This window comes from Salmonella sp. FC25216, assembly GCF_057751355.1.
Genome location: NZ_JBDGON010000006.1, coordinates 1 through 23,574, shown reverse-complemented (window position 1 = coordinate 23,574; position 23,574 = coordinate 1). Strand labels below are relative to the sequence as shown.

Sequence of the window (23,574 nt, the reverse complement as noted above, 5' to 3'; positions counted from 1 at the left end):
GCCAACTCCTTAGGGATTATTTATTGTCTTTACCGACATGCAGAATGGCGAGGAACGCTTCCTGAGGTAGCTCGACATTACCGATCTGCTTCATGCGTTTCTTACCTTCTTTCTGTTTCTGCAGCAGTTTTTTCTTACGACTGATATCGCCGCCGTAGCACTTCGCCAGCACGTTTTTACGTAACTGTTTTACCGTCGAACGGGCAATAATATGCGTACCAATCGCCGCCTGTATCGCGATATCAAACTGCTGGCGCGGAATCAAATCTTTCATCTTCTCCACCAGCTCGCGACCGCGGCTTTGCGAGTTATCGCGGTGCGTGATCAGCGCCAGAGCATCGACACGCTCGTTGTTGATTAACACATCAACACGCACCATGTCGGAAGCCTGGAAGCGCTTGAAGTTATAATCCAGAGACGCATAGCCGCGCGACGTTGATTTCAGGCGATCAAAGAAGTCGAGCACCACTTCCGCCATCGGAATTTCATAGGTCAACGCCACCTGGTTACCGTGGTACACCATGTTAGTTTGTACGCCGCGTTTCTCAATACACAGCGTAATAACGTTACCTAAATAGGCTTGTGGTAACAGCATATGACACTCGGCGATAGGCTCGCGCAGTTCATAAATGTTATTCAACGGCGGCAGCTTGGAGGGGCTATCAACATAGATAGTCTCTTTCGCCGTCGTTTCTACTTCATACACCACGGTCGGCGCAGTGGTGATCAGATCCAGATCGTATTCGCGTTCCAGACGCTCCTGAATGATCTCCATGTGCAGCAGACCGAGGAAACCGCAGCGGAAGCCGAAGCCCAGCGCGGTAGAGCTTTCCGGCTCGTAGAACAGGGAGGCGTCGTTCAGGCTCAGCTTGCCGAGCGCGTCGCGGAAACTTTCATAGTCGTCGGAGCTGACCGGGAACAAACCTGCGTAGACCTGCGGTTTCACCTTCTTAAAGCCTGGCAACGCTTTTTCCGCTGGGTTACGCGCTGAGGTTAAGGTATCGCCAACCGGCGCGCCGAGGATATCTTTAATGGCACAGACCAGCCAGCCTACTTCGCCGCACTTCAGCTCGGTACGATCAACCTGTTTCGGCGTGAAGATCCCCAGGCGATCAGCGTTGTAGGTCTGCCCGGTGCTCATCACTTTAATTTTGTCGCCCTTACGCATCGTGCCATTTTTAATACGCACCAGCGATACCACGCCCAGGTAGTTATCGAACCAGGAGTCAATAATCAGCGCCTGTAGCGGGCCGTCCGGATCGCCTTGCGGCGGCGGGATATCGCGTACCAGGCGTTCCAGAACATCCGTCACGCCGACACCCGTTTTGGCGGAGCAGCGTACCGCATCCGTCGCATCGATACCGACAATGTCTTCAATTTCTTCCGCCACACGCTCCGGATCGGCGGCCGGAAGGTCAATCTTGTTAAGCACCGGCACCACTTCAAGATCCATTTCCATCGCGGTGTAGCAGTTCGCCAACGTTTGCGCTTCTACGCCCTGGCCAGCATCCACCACCAGCAGCGCGCCCTCGCAGGCTGCCAACGAACGGGAAACTTCATAGGAAAAGTCAACGTGCCCCGGCGTGTCGATAAAGTTCAGTTGATAAGTTTCACCATCAGACGCTTTAAAATCCAGCGTCACACTCTGGGCTTTAATAGTAATACCGCGCTCACGCTCAAGATCCATCGAATCAAGTACCTGAGCTTCCATTTCACGGTCAGACAGGCCACCGCAGATCTGGATAATACGGTCAGACAGCGTCGATTTACCGTGGTCAATGTGAGCAATGATGGAGAAATTTCTTATGTTCTTCATAAATATGAATTTTTCAACTCGCTATGCTGATAAATTTTTCTTGATGGACACAGCGGTGGACATTCCACAATAACTACCCCATCAACGACTGGCGTGCATATTACACTGTAGCTTTGAAATCGTCAGCATACGATCTGCTGATCAACGTACGATGTTACATCACAATAGCAGCCTGTACGACCTATAAACACGGTTACAATCAGTACTGACATAACACAGTAGGCAGACCACTAAAGCACATTCTTGCATACAACGTAGCTGCGGCAACTCTCAATTACCTCTACTTTTTATCCTACTGATTTTAAATATTTTATTCCCAAATTATCACTCTGACCGCACGGAAGTTTGAAATTCCTGAACAAAAACCTATGGCAATACAACCGATCGAGAATCGATCAGCATTGCCGATCAATAACCAATATATTGATTTGCAATATCTATCATTATTTTATTATTGATCGTTTTTATCGATCAATAATTCTATCAGTGATAAACTCACAATCTTGCAGAATCTTCTGATTTTTACGTCCTGCAAATTTATCCAACAGGGTTATTAGGAATCATTTTTTATGATAAAAAATAGAATTAATGAAATAGATCTTTTACGATTTGTAGCAGCTATGGCCGTTGTTTTTTTTCACTACGCATTCAGAGGATACGCTGCTGATGGTATGTCAATAATGCCATATCCCTCGCTCGCGCCAGTATCTAAATATGGCTTTCTTGGTGTCCAACTATTTTTTATGATTAGTGGATTTGTTATTCTCATGTCGGCATCTCATGGAAGCATACAGAACTTTACTATATCAAGGATGGTCAGGCTTTATCCTGCATTCTGGGCATGCTGTACTATTACATTTATAGTGACGGTTGCAATTGGTGCTCCAAAATATTCTGTATCTTTCAATCAGTACATTACCAACATGACAATGTTAAATGGATTCATCGGAACTCCATCGGTGGATGGGGCATATTGGTCATTATTTATAGAAATACGTTTCTATGCTTTAATCGCAGTGATTTTAGCTATTGGTAAGATACATCGAGCACAAGAATTAATCCTTTCATGGTTGATTATATCTATAGTTTTAGAAATATATCCGATATGGAAACTACGCGCTATTTTTATCTCGGATTACTCAACATACTTTATTGCTGGAGCAACATGCTATCTCATTTACTCAAAAGGACTTTCAGCATTAAAATCGGCAATTTTGGGCACCTCATTAGCTCTTGCTATATATCAATCAACCAACCAAATTATTTTTTTTGAAAATCATTACAACACTTTTATTAGCAAATATATTACAGCTACCATTATCACATCATTCTATATCGTAATGACACTTATATCATTAAATCTCACTGGGTTTATGGGTCGTAAAAAATGGTTATTAATAGGCTCATTGACATATCCCTTGTACTTGATACATCAGAATATTGGCTATATGATTTTTAATATTGCATACCCATCAATAAATCCTCACATAATATTTTGGTGTACTATATTTTTAGTTATCATAGTTGCATATTGCGTGCACAGATTTGTAGAAAGAAAATTATCAAAACCAATGCGTGTTTTTTTAGAATCAATAACAAATAGCAAAAAACACCTTAAAATATTAAAATAGCCAATTATTCAGGTGCTCGCTGTCATGAAAAAATCATACGTGAGCACTATCAATTTCCATTTAAATATCAAGTATTATATATCTGTATCTGATTCCAGATGCTGTCCCGTGGCAAGATCACATACAAAGAGAAAATTAATTTATTTGCAGTGAGTTGTGTATCTATCTAATCAACAATTGCTAAATTGGTACACAATCTGGTACACAAATGATAATCCGCTACGCTTGATCTGTCATTTTATCAAATGATGGTAACACTAATAAAAGGGAGATTGCACCTTTCTGTTTGACATCACCGGAATCCCGACAAACTACCCGGATCGCGCATCAATTACTACAAAGACTAACTGCCTGATTTATTAGCCTGGAATTTGCTGTACAGCGTCGACAGTCTCAAATCATAAATAATCGCTACTTGCTGCCGCGGTACTCCTGCCCAATCAGGCGCCCGGCCTACGCCTCCGGCTGAACAGGCCAGTTTATATGTTCAGGGTCGGTTGTCACATCAACTGCCTTAACCTCATTCTTATAGTCCAGCCAGGCCGACAGTTTAGCTCTGTTGGTGTCACTGATTTCACCCAGCATTAACGCTGTACGCCATTCGAGCATGATTGCGTCAGCATGAGAAAGTAGTTGCTGGCATTTATTTCCAGCTAACTGAATCAGTTCTTCATGGGTTGGTGGAGGATTAGCGATACTCATGGCCTCTTCTTCACTGATTTCTGTCAGGCTGGGCTGAATAAAACTTTCACCCACATCATCTTCATAGGCGTAAACATTATTTCCGCCATCAATATAGTATTTCATTATATCATCTCCACCCAGCCAACTAGCGTCCCGGTTGTTTCCACCCGATATACGCCCCCTGCAGGAACGATGAACGTACATGATCCGGGCTGGTCATACCCTGTAATATTGTTTATTTCTATCAACAGATAGTTATTTACGTAAATTTTACGGTTAGTGTTATTTTCATTATTAAAACGGACATACACAACGACCGGTTTTAATGTGTCATTGGTGTATGATACATTTTTAACGCGTGAGGCCGTTACGTCACTTAACAACTGACCATATACAAGAAATTCCAGGTCAATATTTGCAGTCCCGTCAAATGCAACCCCGGCTATTGTTCTGGGTGTTTTCAGTTTTGTTGCGGTAGTAGCTGTAGCGGCATTGCCCACAATATCCCGCTGAGGGTTGGATGTATTGAAATCAACAACCCACGGAACATTTGCAGTAATGCTGGTAGCCCAGTCCTGTCTTTTGGCAACCTCTCCATGATGACTGTAGTAATGCTGCAGCCATACACTATCTGTTAACCTCAATAAACTGGCGCTTCCCTGCCCATGAGAAGCACAGCCGACCGTTACTAATTACTCGCCGGGTGATCTCAGTGTATCCCTGCGCCAGTCGGTCCAGAACTGTAAGCCAGTTGTGCAGCGTCAGCTGATGCGCCGGATACTTACCCAGCTTAGGGAACACATGCAGCTCAAACGAACGCAGTATTTGATCGGATATTTCTTTCTGAACGCATACCATCGCATGCCATTCTCTGAAAAATTCCTCGAATGTGTACTGGCTGTTGATTTTAGCTTTATCGAGGCTTTGCCTGATCCGCGGGTTTTCTCCCCGGGCAAGAATGGTGGCCCACTTAGCTACCTCTTCGCGCGCGGCCTTCAACCCGAATTCCAGGTAACTGCCGATCGTCATCTTGTCCTGCTTACCCAAGAAACGGAATCGGTAGAAAAAAGTGACGGCGCCCTTTTTGGAAATGCACACCCACAGGCCGTCCCGGTCTGCCTTCTCCTCAACTTTATCGCGTTCGCGCCCGAGGCGCGACTTTAGATAACTATCTGAAATAGGCATGATTTATCCCTGCATGTGTCCATCAGAACGGAAGGTTCTGTGTCCATCATAGGATATGGACGCACTGGTGGACACAAAAACCATGACTCATGATGTCGTAGGTTGACTGTACATGCAACCAGTATCATTTTTGTGAGCGCTTATTTTGCGGGGATCTTGAGAAGATTTTGTCGTGGGTTTGCGGAGGGTGACGGGGTATCAATTATCGATATGAGCAATGATCGAAAAGTTACGTATGTTCTTCATAGAGATAAATTATTATGCCTTACGCCTGGTTGACCAGACTTTAGAGGTCGCTGTTCTGAGCTTAATGTCTGTTTTAACTGAAACGCCGCATTCTACACTACAACGCTAAGGCGAGGAAATGTTCATAGTGTAAGGAGAGCGGGAACTGGAAAACGCCTCGCTTTTTTCCTGTAAAACACCGCAACGCAGGAAAAGCTCATGCTTATCGGGACAACAACCCAACGCGGCAGGTGTACCGTTGGGCAAAACGTTTACTGGCGCGTTTCGATTGAGGTGGTTTCGACACGAACAAGGTCAGGCGGGAGGGCTACGCTTAAAATCACCGGCTGCCAGGCGTCGCGCTCGGCCAGTTTTCGGGAATAGCCACGGGCAACCAGAAAACCGCCCACGCCGCCCAGCACGGCCCCGCTTAATGCGGCAAGGTCAGATCCAAACAGCACCTGAAAAAGCGCCGCACAGAAAAATAGCCCCGCTAAAGGCGACATATAGACCAGCAGCGCCGACCCTAACAGGCTTTTTTCGGCAATGCCCAGCTCGACTTTCTGCCCCGGCGCCAGCGGCTCCGCGCTTGGCACAACAATTTTATGCGTGGTTTGCGGCCCTAATTTATTCAGTACGCGACTGCCGCATCCCGCACGGGAGGCGCAGTTGCTGCACGACGCTTTAACGTCGCAGCTCACCACCGCCTGACCATTCTGCCAGGAAACAACGGTTGCCCACTCTTTGATCATTGTACTGCCCTGAACTTGATACTGTCGGCAATGCGCTTCGCCGTTTGCGGCGGAAGCTCGCCGACAATGGTGATTTCCGCGTTGTCGCGAACGCTGCTATAAACCGTTCGGCGTCCGGTACGCAGCATCTGATCGCTGCTGTTTTGCGTCGCCCGGTTCACATTGACGGAAAAGCTAAACAGACCGTCAGAATAAAGCCGCGATTCGATAGGCAGGTTATCCATCGTCGGCAACGGACGACGGCTACTGGAGACTTCGCTAAAGCCTTGCGGCACCCAGGATGGACTCCAGTTAAACTTCGTTTTTTCGCCACCGGGAACAGAAAGCAGCGGCGGAAGATTCGCCTTCGCCAGCGCCTGCATAGTGCTGCCGATATCCTGGCTCACCGTGAACGCAATAACGCGGAACTGCTCCAGCGTCTCGCCATCGCGATCCAGCAGATCAACGCGCATCGGCAGTTTGGTGTCCATGTCCATCCAGACGATATAGCTGTAACGCGTACCATCGCGCGCCACAACGCGGATAACTTCGCACAATCTGTCTGCGATACGGGTGCGTCCTACGGAAATAAAGTCGTAGTAAGGCGCCAGACGCTTGAAGTCGGTGTAAATCAGGGAAGGCAGAGAATCGACAATATAATCACCGTTCAGGGTGAACGGCTCAAGGCCCGGTTCAAAATAACTGATTTCATTACCACGCTGTACGACCTCCCGGCGGGGACCGTCCAACTGTAACAATTGCGCAAGCGGGCGACTATCCAGGCGTGCGTGTCGATAACGCAGAGATTCAACGCCTTGTTTCGTGATGCTGACGAATGACAGCTCGTAATTCAGTGACTGGCTGGCGATGTTCATCTGCTGCAATAACGCCCCGGACGCAGGGTCGGCCGAGGCGTTTACTGAGAAGAACAGGCTAGCCGCCACAAGGGACATGGCAAACCAAAGTTGCTTCATTACTGCGATTGCGTTCCTAAAGTTTGGATTCCTGGCACCTGTACCGCGGCTTGCTGGGTTTGCGCCTGCTCAAACTGAAGCTGTTCGGAGTGCAGTCGGCGTTGCAGTTCATAGTCCTGCAACATGGCATTAATGCGACGACGCTGCTCCTGTACCTGCTGTTGCTGACTGCCGACAGGCGCTGCTTCAGAAGGCACTCCCAGACTTACCGGGCTGGCTTTCCCCATCATAGGCAGGGTATTGAAAACCGGCGTTTCAGGTTGCTGGGATGTTTCAGATTGCCCATTATAGTGCTGGACGCCAACGATAACTGCAAGTGAAACGCACGCCGCCACTCCCATTTGGGTAAGCTGCGCCGCCCACGGACGCACTTTTTTCCAGAACGGCATTTTCTGCCATTGCTGCGGAGCGGGCTGGGCCTCAGGGATTAATGGCGACACCTGACGTACTGGCTCGTTTTCAATAGCGGCCATCACGCGAGCGGATATATCGAAATGAAGAACGTCAGGCGTATCCCCCCGCATTGAATCGCGGATCAGGTGATAACTCTCCCATGTTTTCTGCATTTCCGGGTCGTGCGTAAGCGCTTTGAGCAGCTCACTGTCCAACGTTTCGCCATCCATCAAAGCGGAAAGTTTTTCTTTCTGCATGCCTAATACCTTTTCCAGTATCCCGCTATCGTCAACGCCTGATAAGCGGTTGAACTTTATTATCAATAGCTTCCCGCGCCCGGAAGATACGTGAACGCACCGTCCCCACCGGACAATCCATGATAGCCGCTATCTCTTCATAGCTCAGGCCATCCAGCTCCCGTAAGGTGATTGCCATACGTAAATCTTCCGGGAGGGACTCAATAGTTCGGAAAACTATCTGTCTCAGTTCTTCTGACAACATTAAGTTCTCAGGGTTCGAAATTTCTTTCAGCGCGCCGCCGCTTTCAAAGTTTTCTGCGTCAATCGCGTCTACATCACTGGAAGGCGGACGACGCCCCTGAGCAACCAGGTAGTTCTTCGCGGTATTGACCGCAATGCGATACAACCAGGTATAAAAAGCGCTATCTCCCCGGAAAGAATCCAGCGCGCGATAGGCCTTAATAAATGATTCCTGTACGACATCGGGAACGTCGCCCGATGGCACATAGCGGGAAACCAGACTCGCCACTTTATGCTGGTAGCGCACTACCAGTAAGTTAAAGGCTTTCTGATCTCCCTTCTGGACCCGTTCAACCAGGACCTGGTCCGTTAACTGCTCGCTCATCCGAGGTAATGTCTCCCCAAACCAAATTTCCACGCGCTTTCGAAACGCCACTCCATAAGCCGCACTATGAGCAAGCAACAGGTTAGAGTGTCTATGTTTCGTAAAGTTCCGTTACGCATTTGTTTTTGTTTGTCATGTTGTAGACAGGTCTTATCTTCCATTATAAGTCTACAGATACTGAACAACGCACTATCTGTACAGAAATGCCTATTTCGTCGTTTGCAGAGTAACCTAACAGCATCTTTATTTCACTACAAAATCTGATGCTAACATCCTGCCCTACAAAATATTTTTTGCCGTTTATCTCTCGCCGTATTTTTATTTTATGTTTAATAAGCACAACATCAGCGAAATCATAACGTGCTTTTTAGCGCCATATAGTGCTAATCTACCGCAACAATGTTTAGTAAATTAAACAAAGGCCATAATGACAACTCCTGAACTGTCCTGTGATGTGTTAATTATCGGCAGCGGCGCGGCCGGACTCTCGCTGGCGCTGCGTCTGGCTGAAAAACATAAGGTTATCGTCCTGAGTAAAGGGCCGGTGAGCGAGGGCTCCACGTTTTATGCGCAGGGCGGTATTGCCGCCGTGTTTGATGAAACCGACAGTATTGCGTCGCATGTCGAAGATACGCTGATTGCCGGCGCCGGAATTTGCGATCGCCACGCGGTGGAGTTTGTCGCCAGCAACGCCCGCGCCTGCGTGCAGTGGCTTATCGATCAGGGCGTCCTGTTTGATACGCATGTCCAGCCAAACGGCAAGGAGAGCTATCATCTCACGCGTGAAGGCGGCCACAGTCATCGCCGTATCCTTCATGCCGCCGACGCTACCGGAAAGGAAGTCGAAACCACGCTGGTCAGTCGGGCGCAAAATCATCCTCATATTCAGGTGCTGGAACGCAGCAATGCCGTTGATTTAATTATCTCCGATAAAATTGGTCTGCCGGGGCCTCGCCGGGTCGTCGGCGCCTGGCTCTGGAATCGCAATAAAGAGTGGGTTGAAACCTGTCATGCTAAGTCGGTGGTGCTGGCGACCGGCGGCGCCTCAAAGGTTTATCAATACACCACTAACCCGGATATTTCCTCCGGCGACGGTATCGCGATGGCCTGGCGCGCGGGTTGCCGGGTCGCTAATCTGGAATTTAACCAGTTTCATCCGACCGCCCTTTATCATCCGCAGGCGCGTAATTTTCTCCTTACCGAAGCGCTGCGCGGCGAAGGCGCATACCTTAAACGTCCGGACGGTTCGCGGTTTATGCCGGACATTGACGAACGCGGCGAACTGGCGCCGCGCGATATTGTCGCCCGCGCTATTGACCATGAGATGAAACGACTCGGCGCAGACTGTATGTTTCTCGATATCAGCCACAAGCCTGAAGATTTTGTCCGCCAGCACTTCCCGATGATCTATGAGAAACTGTTCGATTTGGGGATGGATTTAACCAAAGAACCGATTCCCGTCGTTCCTGCCGCGCACTATACCTGCGGCGGCGTGGTCGTCGATGACTATGGTCGTACCGATGTAGACGGTTTATATGCCATTGGCGAAGTCAGTTACACCGGTCTGCACGGCGCTAACCGTATGGCGTCCAACTCGTTGCTGGAATGCTTAGTTTACGGCTGGTCCGCGGCAATGGATATCGACAGGCGAATGCCTTACGCCCACGGCGTTGATGTTCTTCCCGCCTGGGATGAAAGCCGCGTGGAGAACGCCGATGAACGGGTGGTGATTCAGCATAACTGGCATGAGCTGCGTCTGCTGATGTGGGACTATGTGGGTATTGTGCGCACGACGAAACGGCTGGAACGCGCCCTACGGCGTATTACCATGTTGCAACAAGAGATTGACGAGTATTACGCCAACTTTCGCGTCTCGAATAATTTACTGGAACTGCGTAATCTGGTGCAGGTGGCCGAATTGATTGTGCGTTGCGCGATGATGCGTAAAGAGAGCCGGGGGCTGCACTTTACGCTGGATTATCCGCACCAACTGGCTGAATCCGGCCCATCGATCCTTTCGCCGTTAACGTCTCACATAAACAGATAAAATGCCTGGGTCAACGCCGTATAACTTTCAGAATAATGCTGGTCTGACCCGCGAATCACTAATCTGTCGCTAAAGTACTCCCCGGCTTGCGGGGAGAATGCGAGCAGAACCCGGTGCGGCAAGCGCGCTTCGTTTTCCGCAACGTCAGTACGTAACCGCAAATGCCATCCCATGTTGAGCGCTTGCTGCGTAAAAACGTTGCCTATTTGTTCCGGCAATACGACGCAAAAAAAGCCGTCTTCGGTAATACAATCCGCTGCAATAGCCAATAACGTCTGGTGATCCAGCGTAGCGGTGTAACGCGCCTGCTCCCGCTGCGGCGTAGCGCATTCCACGCCGGGTTCGTAATAAGGCGGATTGCTGAGAATAAGATCAAAGCGTACCGTCTGACGAGGTGCCCAACGCTGAATATTGTCAGTATGCACCGTTATTCGATGCGACCAGGGAGAGTGAGCAACGTTTTCCTGTGCTTGCCTGGCAGCCCCGGCATCCAGCTCCACGGCGTCAATAGGCACATTGTCATCCGTCCGCTGCGCCAGCATTAACGCCAGCAGACCGCTTCCAGTACCGATATCCAGAATTCGCTTTACATCCGCGACCGGCGCCCACGCCCCGAGTAAAATACCGTCAGTTCCCACTTTCATCGCACACCGATCATGTGCAACAAAAAACTGTTTAAACGTAAATCCGTTACGACGAAGAACGGAGCCAGACTGAGACATGTAAAAACAACCTTGCGAAAAACGGCGACAGCGCCGGGTGAAAACAATACCTGAGAAGGGATATCCATACAAACAGATGAAGATTGCGGCCGTAACGTCTATAATCAGCGCCCCACACAGAGGTAGAACATGACTGTAACGACTTTTTCCGAACTTGAACTCGACGAAAGCCTGCTGGATGCCCTCCAGGATAAAGGTTTCACTCGCCCGACCGCCATTCAGGCTGCCGCCATTCCGCCTGCGCTCGATGGCCGTGATGTACTCGGTTCTGCGCCGACAGGCACCGGTAAAACGGCGGCATACCTGCTGCCGGCGTTGCAGCACCTGCTCGACTTTCCGCGTAAAAAATCAGGGCCGCCGCGCATTCTGATCCTGACGCCAACCCGCGAACTGGCAATGCAGGTTGCCGATCACGCTCGTGAACTGGCTAAGCATACTCATCTGGATATCGCCACGATTACCGGCGGCGTAGCCTATATGAACCATGCTGAAGTGTTTAGCGAAAACCAGGATATCGTGGTCGCCACGACGGGCCGTCTGCTGCAATATATAAAAGAAGAGAACTTCGACTGCCGGGCAGTTGAAACACTGATCCTTGACGAAGCTGACCGGATGCTGGACATGGGCTTCGCTCAGGATATTGAACATATCGCCGGCGAAACCCGTTGGCGTAAACAGACGATGCTGTTCTCCGCCACGCTGGAAGGCGATGCGATTAAAGATTTTGCCGAACGCCTGCTGGAAGATCCGGTTGAAGTTTCCGCCAATCCGTCAACCCGCGAGCGTAAGAAAATTCACCAGTGGTACTACCGTGCCGACAATTTCGAACATAAAGTTGCTCTGTTGAAGCACCTGCTAAAACAAGACGATGCAACCCGTTCTATCGTGTTTGTGCGTAAACGTGAACGCGTCCATGAACTGGCCGAAACGCTGCGTCTGTCAGGGATCAACAATTGCTATCTTGAAGGCGAGATGGCGCAGATCAAACGTAACGAAGGTATTAAGCGTCTCACCGACGGTCGCGTTAACGTGCTGGTCGCAACCGACGTCGCTGCACGCGGGATTGATATTCCTGACGTAAGCCACGTCATTAACTTCGACATGCCGCGCAGTGGTGATACCTATCTGCATCGTATTGGTCGTACAGGCCGTGCTGGCCGCAAAGGCACGGCAATCTCGCTGGTAGAAGCCCACGACCATCTGTTGCTGCTGAAAATAGGTCGTTACATCGAAGAGCCGCTAAAAGCGCGCGTCATTGATGAACTTCGCCCGACCACGCGCGCCCCCAGCGAAAAGTTGACCGGCAAACCGTCGAAAAAAGTGCTGGCGAAACGCGCCGAGAAGAAAAAAGAGAAAGAAAAAGAGAAGCCGCGCGTGAAGAAACGTCACCGCGATACAAAAAATATCGGTAAGCGCCGCAAGCCAAGCGGTACGCAAATGCAGGAGCAATCCAGCGAAGAGTGATGATGATGCCGGGCTCTACCCGGCATTTTTTTCCCGATGAATCGACGTAAAAAAACGGAAGACGTATAAACGTCTTCCGTTTTTTACACCCCAAGCCGGTATAATTCGTGAATCTTACAGGCTTTCAGTAAAGGTACGAGCGATAACGTCGCGCTGCTGTTCCGGCGTCAGGGAGTTAAAACGCACCGCATAACCAGAAACACGAATAGTCAGCTGCGGGTATTTTTCCGGATGCTTAACCGCGTCTTCCAGCGTTTCACGACGCAGAACGTTAACGTTCAGATGCTGACCGCCTTCAACGCGCACTTCCGGTTTAACTTCCATCGGAATTTCACGGTATTCAATCTCGCCCAGTTTGCTGACAGCCACAACTTCATCTTCAGCAAAGCCGGATTTTGCAACGATGCAGCGCGCTTCGCCTTTTTCGCTGTCCAGCAGCCAGAAGGAATTCAGCAGGTCGTCGTTAGCGGCTTTAGTAATCTGGATACCTGTAATCATGTGATGCCTCCCCAGGCAAAATTATTTGATTTCGGTCGGCCTAATCCCGGCCAATTGGTAAAACCATTGTTGCTTGAGTGTATATATACCCTTCGATCACCCTTCATTCTTTGATTTAAATCAATAAAAACCACACCATAAAAAGGGCGATGGAGGGAATTTATTGTTTTACATCAACTTACACCATTCGGCTCTATAAACTTTTTACATAAATTTTCAACTATCTTTTGTAGGTAACGGTTTTTGTAGCACGCAGGATTTTGCACTGCAGAAAGAAGCAGTTAAGCTAAGGGAACTGGAAATTCGCAGGAGAGCGAGATGGCGACTGAGTTAACCTGGCACGATGTGCTGGCTGATGAGAAACAGCAACCTTACTTTATTAATACGCTTCATACCGTTGCTGGCGAGCGTCAGTCGGGGATCACGGTCTACCCGCCGCAAAAAGATGTGTTTAACGCCTTTCGCTTCACGGAACTGGGCGACGTTAAGGTGGTGATCCTGGGGCAAGATCCTTACCACGGCCCCGGCCAGGCGCATGGTCTGGCGTTTTCCGTACGTCCTGGAATCGCGCCCCCGCCGTCATTAGTGAATATGTACAAGGAGCTGGAAGCCTCCATTCCCGGCTTTGTTCGCCCCGCGCACGGTTATCTGGAAAGCTGGGCGCGCCAGGGCGTACTGTTACTGAATACGGTGCTCACGGTACGGGCAGGCCAGGCGCACTCTCATGCCAGCCTGGGGTGGGAAACCTTTACGGATAAAGTGATAAGCCTGATTAACCAACACCGCGAAGGCGTCGTCTTCCTGCTGTGGGGCTCGCACGCCCAGAAGAAAGGCGCGATTATTGATCCGCAGCGCCACCATATTCTGAAAGCCCCGCATCCCTCGCCGCTCTCTGCGCACCGCGGATTTTTTGGCTGCAATCATTTTGCGCTAACGAACCAATGGCTGGAACAACACGGCGAGAAAACTATCGACTGGACGCCAGTACTACCGACTGAGAGTGAATAACGCTGGCGGCTCGCCGTTTTATCGCCCGGATAACGGCGCGAAAGCGCCTTATCTGACCGGGCGGTGGAAGTACATAATTGGCCCGGCACGCGTTGCGCCACCGGGCTGTAGCCCTTACGCTTTATTCTGCCGCCACCACTCGGCGAGCAGCACGCCTGTCGCAACCGACACATTAAGGCTTTCCACGTTCCCCGTGCCGTTAATTTTTACACACAGATCATTGGGTTCGCGCGCCGCTTCCGGCAGGAAGTCATATTCACGGCCTAAGACCAGCACCATCTTTTCCGGCAGGGTCGTACTAAAGAGCGCCTGACCGCGATCGCTGGACGTCGTCACCACGGTGTACCCCGCCTGACGAAAATCATCCAGTACGTCAACAATGCTTTCACCAGTGATCGGCTGGACATGCTCTGCCCCGCCTTCCGCGGTACGAATCGCCGCGCCGGATTCCAGCAACGCCGCATCCTGTACCACCACGCCTTTCACGCCGAAGTGCGCGCAGCTACGCATCATGCCGCCCAGATTATGCGGGTTAGCGACATCTTCCAACGCCAGTACGCAGTCTTGATCCGCCGCCTGCTTTACCCATTGCTTAACGGTCGTACCGTTACGCTTTTTAATCAGGAAACATACGCCGCCGTGGTGCTCAGTCCCGGAAGCTTTTGCCAGTTCGGCTTCATCCACAACATGGTAGGCTTTACGATTCGCCGCCATCCAGCGAAGCGCCTCTTTAAAACGCGGCGTTACGCTTTGGATAAACCATGCGCGCACGATGGCGTCAGGACGGCTCTGGAATAGCGCCTGGCAGGCATTTTCGCCGTAGACGCGCGTCTCTTCCGCACGCTGGCGACGCAAAACTTCAGGGTCGATAAAACTTTTACCGCTAATACCGCCATGATCGACTTTTTCAGGCGCTTCATCGCCTGGCGCGCGGGACACAGTACGCCACGGCGATGTTTCATGTTTACGGTCACGGATCTGATTATTTCGCTCATCACGGGCAGGGCGACGTCCACCGTCAGTGCGAGACTTTGCTGGGCGGCCTCCCCCTTTCCCGGTACGCGGGTTATGGGTGCGTTTATCAGAGTCATCATCACTACGGACATACATCACTTTGACTTTGCCGCTTTTGTTTTTTAATTCATCGTTCATGCTTTTCTCCACCAGCGCTGCGCGAAGCGCGAAGATTACCCGATGTGCATCCGGTTAGCCATGATTTCGTTTAAAAGCCTGCGACTATTGTACTCATTGAATAAAACACATTGTTGTTTAGCACAAACTCCTCGATAATATATAACATTATAGAAACATCTCGCGCGTAGCGGGACGTATTCAGAGGTTAGCTATGAACACCGTTTGTACCCATTGCCAGGCCATCAACCGCATCCCCGACGATCGGCTTCAGGATGCGGCAAAATGTGGACGCTGCGGTCATGAGTTGTTTGACGGAGAAGTCATTAATGCGACCGGCGAAACGCTGGACAAACTGTTGAAGGACGATCTTCCAGTGGTGATCGACTTTTGGGCGACCTGGTGCGGCCCTTGCCGTAACTTTGCGCCTATCTTCGAGGATGTCGCAGAAGAGCGCAGCGGTAAAGTCCGTTTTGTCAAAGTGAATACCGAGGCGGAACGTGAACTTAGCGCCCGTTTCGGTATTCGCAGCATCCCGACGATTATGATCTTTAAACATGGACAGGTGGTCGATATGCTCAATGGCGCAGTACCTAAAGCGCCTTTTGACAACTGGCTGAACGAAGCACTGTAAACGCCATGGGGCGCATCTTGTGCCCCATTTTCACCTCTGCCACAATAGCGTTTTTCTCCACAAACGCTTTCTATGACCAATAACGCTGTCCTTCAGTTACGCGCCGAACGGCTTGCGCGCGCTACACGTCCTTTTCTTGCCAGAGGCAACCGGGTTCACCGCTGCCAGCGCTGCTTGCTGCCGCTAAAACGTTGCCTGTGTGATACGTTAACGCCTTCTCAGGCGAAAAGCCGTTTTTGTCTGGTCATGTTTGACACTGAACCGATGAAACCCAGCAATACCGGCCGACTGATAGCCGATATCTTGCCGGATACCGCGGCGTTTCAGTGGTCGCGTACCGAGCCGCCGCAGGCGTTGCTGGAGCTGGTACAGCATCCGGATTATCAGCCGATGGTGGTCTTTCCCGCGTCCTACGCCGACGAAGCGCGCGAGGTCATTTCCACCCCGCCCGCCGGGAAACCGCCGCTGTTTATCATGCTTGACGGCACCTGGCCCGAAGCACGTAAAATGTTTCGTAAAAGCCCTTATCTGGATCATCTGCCGGTAATTTCCGTCGATTTATCGCGTCTTTCAGCTTATCGTCTGCGTGAAATCCATGCCGAAGGGCAATATTGTACCGCCGAAGTCGCGATAGCGTTGTTAGATCTGGCGGGAGATACCGAGGCTGCAACCAGTTTAGGTGAACATTTCACCCGTTTTAAAACGCGCTATCTGGCAGGAAAAACGCAACATCCGGGAAACGTCACAGCAGAAAATAGCGAAAGCGTTTAAAATCATCCGGTCACTTCTGTGTAAGGGAAACCGGTATGAGCCAGCAAGGACTGGAAGCGCTACTGCGACCAAAATCGATCGCGGTGATTGGCGCATCAATGAAGCCCCACCGTGCGGGTTATCTGATGATGCGTAACTTGTTGGCGGGCGGATTCAATGGCCCCGTCCTTCCCGTGACGCCCGCCTGGAAAGCCGTTTTAGGCGTCATGGCCTGGCCGGATATCGCCAGTCTCCCTTTTACTCCCGATCTGGCTATTTTATGCACTAACGCTAGCCGTAACCTGGCGTTACTGGAGGCGCTTGGCGCGAAAGGTTGTAAAACGTGTATTATCCTTTCTGCTCCCACGTCGCAACATGAAGAACTTCTTGTCTGTGCCCGGCACTATAAAATGCGTCTGCTGGGTCCGAACAGTCTTGGGCTCCTCGCGCCGTGGCAAGGGCTGAATGCCAGCTTTTCTCCCGTCCCGATTAAGCAGGGCAAGCTCGCCTTTATTTCCCAGTCTGCCGCCGTTTCCAATACTATTCTTGACTGGGCGCAACAGCGTGAAATGGGCTTCTCCTACTTTATCGCGCTGGGCGATAGCCTGGATATTGATGTCGATGAACTGCTCGACTATCTGGCGCGCGACAGCAAGACCAGCGCGATTTTGCTCTATCTGGAACAGTTAAGTGACGCCCGCCGTTTTGTTTCCGCCGCCCGTAGCGCTTCACGTAACAAACCGATTCTGGTGATTAAAAGCGGCCGAAGCCCGGCAGCCCAGCGTTTACTTAATACCAGCGCGGGAATGGACCCGGCGTGGGATGCGGCCATCCAGCGCGCAGGCCTGCTACGAGTCCAGGATACGCACGAGCTTTTTTCCGCCGTCGAAACGCTCAGCCATATGCGTCCGCTACGCGGCGACAGACTGATGATCATCAGTAATGGCGCCGCGCCTGCCGCGCTGGCGTTAGATGAGTTGTGGTCGCGTAACGGCAAGCTAGCGACGTTGAGCGAAGAGACCTGCCTGCAACTACGGCAGGCGCTTCCCGCGCACATTGATATTGCCAATCCGCTAGATCTGTGTGATGACGCCAGCCGCGAACATTACGTCAAAACGCTGGATATCCTGCTCTCCAGTCAGGATTTTGACGCGCTTATGGTTATCCACTCTCCCAGCGCAGCCGCGCCGGGTACGGAAAGCGCCCATGCGCTGATCGAGACGATTAAGCGCCACCCCAGAGGCAGGTTTGTTACGCTGCTGACAAACTGGTGCGGCGAATTCTCGTCTCAGGAAGCAAGACGGCTATTCAGCGAAGCCGGATTACCCACCTACCGTACGCCGGAAGGCACGATTACCGCTTTTATGCATATGGTGGAATACCGGCGTAATCAGAAGCAACTGCGGGAAACGCCAGCGCTGCCGAGTAACCTGACGTCCAATACCGCCGAAGCACATAATCTGTTACAGCAGGCGATTGCGGAAGGCGCCACCTCGTTGGATACCCATGAAGTACAGCCAATTTTACACGCCTATGGATTACATACCCTTCCCACCTGGATTGCCTGCGACAGCGCGGAAGCGGTGCATATCGCCGAACAGATAGGCTATCCGGTAGCCCTCAAGTTACGCTCGCCGGATATTCCGCATAAATCTGAAGTTCAGGGGGTTATGCTTTATTTGCGGACCGCGAATGAGGTGCAGCAGGCCGCCAACGCCATTTTCGATCGTGTAAAGATGGCCTGGCCGCAGGCGCGGATTCACGGTTTGCTGGTACAAAGCATGGCTAACCGCGCCGGAGCGCAGGAGCTTCGTGTGGTGGTCGAGCACGATCCGGTGTTTGGTCCTTTGATTATGTTGGGTGAAGGCGGCGTGGAGTGGCGTCCGGAAGAGCAGGCTGTCGTAGCACTGCCGCCGCTCAATATGAATCTGGCGCGCTATCTGGTGATTCAGGGCATTAAACAGCGGAAAATTCGCGCCCGCAGCGCGCTGCATCCGTTGGATATCGTCGGTTTAAGCCAGTTGCTGGTCCAGGTTTCAAACCTGATTGTCGACTGCCCGGAAATTCAGCGTCTGGATATCCATCCGCTGCTGGCTTCCGCCAGTGAGTTTACCGCGCTGGATGTAACGCTGGATATTGCCCCGTTTGATGGCGATAGCGAAAGTCGACTTGCGGTACGCCCCTATCCCCACCAGCTTGAAGAGTGGGTGGAGATGAAAAACGGCGATCGCTGTCTGTTTCGTCCGATCCTGCCGGAAGATGAGCCCCAACTGCGACAATTCATCGCTCAGGTCACTAAAGAGGATCTTTACTACCGTTATTTCAGCGAGATCAACGAATTTACCCACGAAGATTTAGCCAACATGACGCAGATCGACTACGATCGAGAAATGGCGTTTGTGGCTGTGCGACGGCTGGATAACACTGAAGAGATCCTCGGCGTAACGCGTGCGATTTCCGATCCTGATAACATGGATGCTGAATTTGCCGTATTGGTGCGTTCAGATCTCAAAGGATTGGGCTTAGGACGCCGTTTAATGGAGAAATTGATTGCTTATACTCGCGATCACGGATTGAAGCGGCTGAACGGTATTACGATGCCGAACAATCGCGGCATGGTCGCGTTGGCCAGAAAACTGGGATTTCAGGTCGATATTCAGCTCGAAGAGGGCATCGTGGGATTAACGCTGAATCTGGCCAAATGTGATGAATCGTGAGTAATGTACTGGAAATGTTGACCACTTTAACGGGTACTGATGTTATTATTGCTCGCTTATGTCGTCTGCATAGCACAGAGGACCCTTCAATGAACAGAGAAGAAATGCACTGTGATGTTGTCAAAATTTAAGCGTAATAAACATCAACAACACCTTGCCCAACTCCCTAAGATTTCTCAGTCAGTTGATGATGTAGATTTCTTTTATACTCCTGCTACTTTTCGGGAGACACTGCTGGAGAAAATCGCCAGCGCGACGCAGCGTATTTGTATCGTTGCCCTGTATCTGGAACAGGACGATGGGGGTAAAGGTATACTCGACGCGCTCTATGCGGCTAAACGGCAGCGTCCTGAACTGGACGTGCGGGTGCTGGTCGACTGGCATCGCGCGCAGCGTGGGCGCATTGGCGCAGCGGCCTCGAATACCAATGCAGACTGGTATTGCCGGCTGGCGCAGGAAAACCCCGGCATTGATGTCCCGGTTTACGGCGTACCAATTAATACGCGAGAAGCGCTTGGCGTACTGCATTTTAAAGGGTTTATCATTGATGATAGCGTCCTGTACAGCGGCGCCAGTCTGAACGATGTCTATCTCCATCAGCATGACAAATATCGCTATGATCGCTACCAGCTCATTCGTAATCGGCAAATGGCAGACATCATGTTTGACTGGGTTACGCAAAATCTGATGAATGGTCGTGGTGTGAATCGTCTGGATAATACCCAGCGTCCGAAAAGCCCGGAGATTAAAAACGATATCCGCTTATACCGTCAGGAGCTGCGTGATGCGTCATATCATTTTCAGGGTGACGCTAATGACGAGCAACTCTCCGTTACGCCGCTGGTCGGGCTTGGAAAATCCAGTCTGCTGAACAAAACCATTTTCCATCTCATGCCCTGTGCGGAGCATAAGCTCACCATTTGTACCCCTTACTTCAATCTACCAGCGGTACTGGTGCGGAATATTATCCAGCTACTGCGCGACGGAAAGAAAGTCGAAATCATTGTTGGCGATAAAACCGCGAATGATTTTTACATTCCGGAAGATGAACCGTTCAAGATCATTGGCGCGCTGCCCTATCTCTATGAGATTAACCTGCGCCGCTTCCTGAGCCGTTTACAATATTACGTCAATACCGATCAGCTTGTGGTGCGTCTGTGGAAAGATGACGACAATACCTATCATCTGAAAGGGATGTGGGTAGATGATAAATGGATGCTACTCACCGGCAACAATTTGAATCCCCGCGCCTGGCGTCTGGATCTGGAAAACGCCATTCTGGTCCACGATCCTAAGCAGGAACTTACCCCTCAGCGGGAAAAAGAGCTGGAACTTATCCGAACGCACACGACCATCGTAAAACATTATCGTGACCTGCAGAGCATTGCCGACTATCCGATAAAAGTGCGTAAATTGATTCGCCGCCTGCGCCGGATCCGCATCGACAGATTAATTAGCCGTATCCTGTAATCGAAGCCCCGTCCTGTACGGGGTTTTCTCTTAGGAGTGGACTGGTGCGCGTGTTGATTCCTTTTACGGTGTTGTTTCTCTCCGGGTGCAGCCATCTGGCTAATGACCGCTGGAGCGGTCAGGATAAAGCCCAGCATTTTATGGCATCAGCAATGCTATCGGCAGCCGGTAATGAGTATGCGCGCCACCAGGGAGTAAGCCCCGAACGTAGCGCAGCGATAGGGCTGATGTTTTCTTTGAGTCTCGGAGCCTCAAAAGAACTCTGGGACAGCCGCCCGAAAGGAAGCGGCTGGAGCTGGAAAGATTTTGCCTGGGATGTCGCTGGCGCGACAACCGGTTACGCTATCTGGCAAATGGCGCAGTACTAAAGGCGCAAGCCCTTTCCTTTACGGTGCAACATCAGCGAGACCAGGAAAGCCAGAGCGGCCATCGCGGTAACATACCAGAAAAACGAACTCTCCATACCCACAGATTTTAGCGACAGCGCGACATATTCCGCAGATCCGCCAAACAACGCGTTTGCTACCGCATAAGATAAACCGACCCCCAGAGCGCGAACTTGCGCCGGAAACATCTCCGCTTTCAGTATCCCGCTAATCGAGGTATAGAAACTCACAATCAATAGCGCGCACATCACTAAAGCAAATGCGGCATAAGGCGACGTCACATTCTGCAATGCGGAGAGAATTGGAACGGTGAAAAGAGTCGCGAGCGCGCCAAAACATAGCATAGAGGTACGCCTGCCTATCTTATCGGATAACGCGCCGAATAACGGCTGCACCAACATGAAAACACACAGCGCGGCCGTCATAATGCCGCTGGCGACATTAGCATGCATACCTGCTGTATTTACCAGATATTTCTGCATATAGGTGGTGAAGGTGTAAAAGCACAGCGATCCTGCTGCGGTGAAACCAAGCACCATCAAAAAGGCTTTGCGATTACGCCACAAACCTTTCAACGAACCGGCTTCTTTTAACGCGCGAGTCTCATGCTTCGAGGTTTCATCCAGCTGGCGACGTAGCCATAACGCCACAACTGCCAGCACGGCGCCCAGCGCAAAGGGAATACGCCATCCCCAGGCACGAAGTTCAGCATCTTCCAGAACCTGCTGCAAAATCACAACGACCAGCAATGCCAATAGTTGCCCACCAATAAGCGTAACATACTGAAATGAAGCGAAAAATCCCTTACGACCTTCAAGCGCAACTTCACTCATATATGTCGCGCTGGTCCCGTACTCCCCCCCTACCGAGAGCCCCTGAAATAACCTTGCAATAAGTAGCAGCGCCGGCGCCCAGGTGCCGATGGTATCGTAACCAGGTAAACAGGCAATCACCAGCGACCCCATACACATCATGCACACCGAAATCAACATTGAGGCTTTACGCCCGCGTCGATCGGCAATGCGTCCAAATAGCCAACCACCGATAGGTCGCATTAAAAAACCTGCGGCAAAGACACCTGCCGTTTGCAAAAGCTGAGTGGTGGTATTACCAGAAGGAAAGAAGATATGTGCAAAATAGAGCGAGCAGAAAGAGTAGACGTAGAAATCAAACCATTCCACTAAGTTTCCGGAAGATGCCCCCACGATAGCCCATATGCGTCGCCGCATCTCCGGAGCCTCAGCGTTGTTTTTATCTATACGCTGAATAATTTCTGCCATACTGTTCTCCTTGTTGCCAGGCTTGATCGGCCTTTTATTTTGGAGATTCAGATTACGCGAGACAAAAAAGTAAATAAAGTGTTAATTATTTGTTTGCTAATTTCTATCCCCACCGTGCCTGATGCTGGCGTTTTCGTTTCAGATAGTCTTCGTCCTGACGGATTTTATCCCACCAACCTTTGAAAACCGTTGCCGCCGCGGCCTTAATAGGATCATTACCCCGTGTATTCAGGCTGCCGTCTTCTGCATACTTTTTACCGCCTTTATAGTTAGCGTATCGCCTGGCGCGGGTATATCCCATCTGAATAAATTTACGCGCCATGTCCATACCAACGAAATCATCCTGTTGCCGGTAAGCTTCGAACAACTGGTAGATCTGTTCTGCGGATTTCATCGCCGATGCTTCATCTTTATAGCGCCAGAAAGGAAGAATTTCACTTTTGTAGGGTTCAACCAGTAGCACCCCCTGCTCGCCTCGTCCAACCTGATACAATTCAGGCTGCTGGCGGAAATCAATGCTGGAAAAGTCCTGCTGGTAGTTAAAAGGTTTGATAGCCAATGAATATCCTCACTGCTTATATAAGCAAGTGTAAAGGATAGTTCATCGTTAATGATCAGGAAGGTTTTGCCCGGTGATGGTGGCGCACAGACGCAAAAAAGCCTGTCCGTCAGGACAGGCTTCTTCACTGTTTGATGCCTGGCAGTTTATGGCGGGCGTCCTGCCCGCCCCCCTCCGGGCCGTTGCTGCGCAACGTGCAAATCCGCTCCCGGCGGATTTGTCCTCCTCAGGAGAGCGCTCACCGACAGACTACAGATAAAACAGAAGGCCCTGTCTTGCGACAGGGCCTTTCGTTTTTATTTGATGCCTGGCAGTTCCCTACTCTCGCATGGGGAGACCCCACACTACCATCGGCGCTACGGCGTTTCACTTCTGAGTTCGGCATGGGGTCAGGTGGGACCACCG

The 23,574-nt window shown here is 50.8% G+C and carries 22 protein-coding genes, 1 rRNA gene and 1 pseudogene; 9 read left to right on the top strand and 15 right to left on the bottom strand.

All coding sequences use genetic code 11. The annotated features are described in order from the left end of the window. Positions 1 to 16 precede the first annotated feature (16 nt). Positions 17 to 1,816, bottom strand: a complete 1,800-nt coding sequence (gene lepA, locus AC3G3F_RS13155) for a translation elongation factor 4 (protein WP_000790156.1) — start codon at positions 1,814 to 1,816, stop codon at positions 17 to 19. Between the two features lie 569 nt (positions 1,817 to 2,385). Here lepA and AC3G3F_RS13150 point away from each other — a divergent pair. After that, on the top strand, positions 2,386 to 3,447 hold the full coding sequence (locus tag AC3G3F_RS13150) for an acyltransferase family protein (protein ID WP_488395135.1): 1,062 nt from the start codon (positions 2,386 to 2,388) through the stop codon (positions 3,445 to 3,447). Between the two features lie 453 nt (positions 3,448 to 3,900). Here AC3G3F_RS13150 and AC3G3F_RS13145 read toward each other — a convergent pair whose 3' ends face one another. The 8 genes and pseudogenes from AC3G3F_RS13145 to rseD form a co-directional block, all read right to left on the bottom strand. Then, on the bottom strand, positions 3,901 to 4,254 hold the full coding sequence (locus AC3G3F_RS13145; protein WP_488395134.1) for a tail fiber assembly protein: 354 nt from the start codon (positions 4,252 to 4,254) through the stop codon (positions 3,901 to 3,903). Beyond that, a complete protein-coding gene (locus AC3G3F_RS13140) occupies positions 4,254 to 4,775 on the bottom strand; it encodes a hypothetical protein (RefSeq protein ID WP_079796409.1) in 522 nt (173 codons plus the stop codon). Before AC3G3F_RS13140 ends, AC3G3F_RS13145 begins: the two co-directional genes overlap by 1 nt. Next, a pseudogene (locus AC3G3F_RS13135) lies at positions 4,765 to 5,316 on the bottom strand (tyrosine-type recombinase/integrase); the annotation flags it as partial. The gene AC3G3F_RS13140 and the pseudogene AC3G3F_RS13135, both read right to left, overlap by 11 nt. A 497-nt stretch (positions 5,317 to 5,813) precedes the next feature. Then, the gene (gene rseC, locus AC3G3F_RS13130) at positions 5,814 to 6,293 is read right to left on the bottom strand and encodes a SoxR-reducing system protein RseC (RefSeq protein ID WP_023246016.1); all 480 of its coding nucleotides are present in this window, start codon (positions 6,291 to 6,293) and stop codon (positions 5,814 to 5,816) included. Next, a complete protein-coding gene (gene rseB / locus AC3G3F_RS13125) occupies positions 6,290 to 7,246 on the bottom strand; it encodes a sigma-E factor regulatory protein RseB (RefSeq protein WP_023179692.1) in 957 nt (318 codons plus the stop codon). The genes rseC and rseB overlap by 4 nt, the downstream gene beginning before the upstream one ends. After that, positions 7,246 to 7,896: an anti-sigma-E factor RseA gene (gene rseA, locus AC3G3F_RS13120; RefSeq protein ID WP_001168374.1), complete on the bottom strand. Its 651-nt coding sequence runs from the start codon at positions 7,894 to 7,896 to the stop codon at positions 7,246 to 7,248. Before rseA ends, rseB begins: the two co-directional genes overlap by 1 nt. 31 nt (positions 7,897 to 7,927) lie before the next feature. Then, positions 7,928 to 8,503 carry an RNA polymerase sigma factor RpoE gene (gene rpoE / locus AC3G3F_RS13115; protein ID WP_006176728.1) on the bottom strand — a complete coding sequence of 192 codons (576 nt, stop codon included), beginning with the start codon at positions 8,501 to 8,503 and terminating at the stop codon, positions 7,928 to 7,930. Beyond that, the gene (rseD, locus tag AC3G3F_RS13110; RefSeq protein ID WP_014344135.1) at positions 8,500 to 8,664 is read right to left on the bottom strand and encodes a rpoE leader peptide RseD; all 165 of its coding nucleotides are present in this window, start codon (positions 8,662 to 8,664) and stop codon (positions 8,500 to 8,502) included. The genes rpoE and rseD overlap by 4 nt, the downstream gene beginning before the upstream one ends. A gap of 263 nt (positions 8,665 to 8,927) precedes the next feature. Between rseD and nadB the strand changes: the two genes are divergently transcribed. Then, positions 8,928 to 10,550, top strand: coding sequence for an L-aspartate oxidase (gene nadB, locus AC3G3F_RS13105; protein ID WP_053510798.1), 1,623 nt, complete (start codon positions 8,928 to 8,930; stop codon positions 10,548 to 10,550). Here nadB and trmN read toward each other — a convergent pair. After that, positions 10,535 to 11,272 (bottom strand): tRNA(1)(Val) (adenine(37)-N(6))-methyltransferase TrmN, encoded by a 738-nt coding sequence (trmN, locus tag AC3G3F_RS13100; protein ID WP_023246019.1) that lies wholly within the window; start codon positions 11,270 to 11,272, stop codon positions 10,535 to 10,537. The two genes, nadB and trmN, sit on opposite strands and share 16 nt — an antisense overlap. Positions 11,273 to 11,401: 129 nt before the next feature. Here trmN and srmB point away from each other — a divergent pair, with 129 nt between their 5' ends. After that, positions 11,402 to 12,736, top strand: coding sequence for an ATP-dependent RNA helicase SrmB (gene srmB, locus AC3G3F_RS13095; protein WP_023246020.1), 1,335 nt, complete (start codon positions 11,402 to 11,404; stop codon positions 12,734 to 12,736). Positions 12,737 to 12,850: 114 nt separating this feature from the next. Here srmB and grcA read toward each other — a convergent pair whose 3' ends face one another. After that, on the bottom strand, positions 12,851 to 13,234 hold the full coding sequence (grcA, locus tag AC3G3F_RS13090; RefSeq protein WP_000627811.1) for an autonomous glycyl radical cofactor GrcA: 384 nt from the start codon (positions 13,232 to 13,234) through the stop codon (positions 12,851 to 12,853). Positions 13,235 to 13,552: 318 nt separating this feature from the next. Here grcA and ung point away from each other — a divergent pair, with 318 nt between their 5' ends. Further along, positions 13,553 to 14,242: a uracil-DNA glycosylase gene (gene ung / locus AC3G3F_RS13085; protein ID WP_023246021.1), complete on the top strand. Its 690-nt coding sequence runs from the start codon at positions 13,553 to 13,555 to the stop codon at positions 14,240 to 14,242. Between the two features lie 114 nt (positions 14,243 to 14,356). Here the strand turns inward: ung and AC3G3F_RS13080 are convergent, their stop codons facing one another. Further along, positions 14,357 to 15,394, bottom strand: coding sequence for a tRNA/rRNA methyltransferase (locus AC3G3F_RS13080; RefSeq protein ID WP_023246022.1), 1,038 nt, complete (start codon positions 15,392 to 15,394; stop codon positions 14,357 to 14,359). Between the two features lie 193 nt (positions 15,395 to 15,587). On the opposite strand from AC3G3F_RS13080, the gene trxC reads away from it, so the two are divergent. The 5 genes from trxC (at position 15,588) to AC3G3F_RS13055 (ending at position 21,312) form a co-directional block, all read left to right on the top strand. Further along, the gene (gene trxC, locus AC3G3F_RS13075) at positions 15,588 to 16,007 is read left to right on the top strand and encodes a thioredoxin TrxC (protein ID WP_488395130.1); all 420 of its coding nucleotides are present in this window, start codon (positions 15,588 to 15,590) and stop codon (positions 16,005 to 16,007) included. A gap of 72 nt (positions 16,008 to 16,079) precedes the next feature. Further along, a complete protein-coding gene (tapT, locus tag AC3G3F_RS13070; RefSeq protein ID WP_053510812.1) occupies positions 16,080 to 16,778 on the top strand; it encodes a tRNA-uridine aminocarboxypropyltransferase in 699 nt (232 codons plus the stop codon). A gap of 35 nt (positions 16,779 to 16,813) precedes the next feature. Beyond that, complete coding sequence (pat, locus tag AC3G3F_RS13065) at positions 16,814 to 19,474, top strand: protein lysine acetyltransferase (protein WP_488395129.1); 2,661 nt, start codon at positions 16,814 to 16,816, stop codon at positions 19,472 to 19,474. A 114-nt stretch (positions 19,475 to 19,588) separates the two neighbouring features. Further along, entirely contained in the window at positions 19,589 to 20,944 is a 1,356-nt protein-coding gene (gene pssA / locus AC3G3F_RS13060) for a CDP-diacylglycerol--serine O-phosphatidyltransferase (RefSeq protein WP_121768217.1), read from the top strand. Between the two features lie 44 nt (positions 20,945 to 20,988). Continuing rightward, positions 20,989 to 21,312 carry a YfiM family lipoprotein gene (locus AC3G3F_RS13055; protein ID WP_023246026.1) on the top strand — a complete coding sequence of 108 codons (324 nt, stop codon included), beginning with the start codon at positions 20,989 to 20,991 and terminating at the stop codon, positions 21,310 to 21,312. Here AC3G3F_RS13055 and AC3G3F_RS13050 read toward each other — a convergent pair. The 3 genes from AC3G3F_RS13050 to rrf form a co-directional block, all read right to left on the bottom strand. Then, on the bottom strand, positions 21,309 to 22,610 hold the full coding sequence (locus AC3G3F_RS13050; RefSeq protein WP_023246027.1) for an MFS transporter: 1,302 nt from the start codon (positions 22,608 to 22,610) through the stop codon (positions 21,309 to 21,311). The genes AC3G3F_RS13055 and AC3G3F_RS13050 overlap by 4 nt on opposite strands. Before the next feature lie 103 nt (positions 22,611 to 22,713). Next, positions 22,714 to 23,169, bottom strand: a complete 456-nt coding sequence (locus tag AC3G3F_RS13045) for a DUF4385 domain-containing protein (protein ID WP_000985653.1) — start codon at positions 23,167 to 23,169, stop codon at positions 22,714 to 22,716. 305 nt (positions 23,170 to 23,474) lie between these two features. Next, positions 23,475 to 23,574: ribosomal RNA gene (gene rrf, locus AC3G3F_RS13040) — 5S ribosomal RNA — on the bottom strand; the annotation flags it as partial.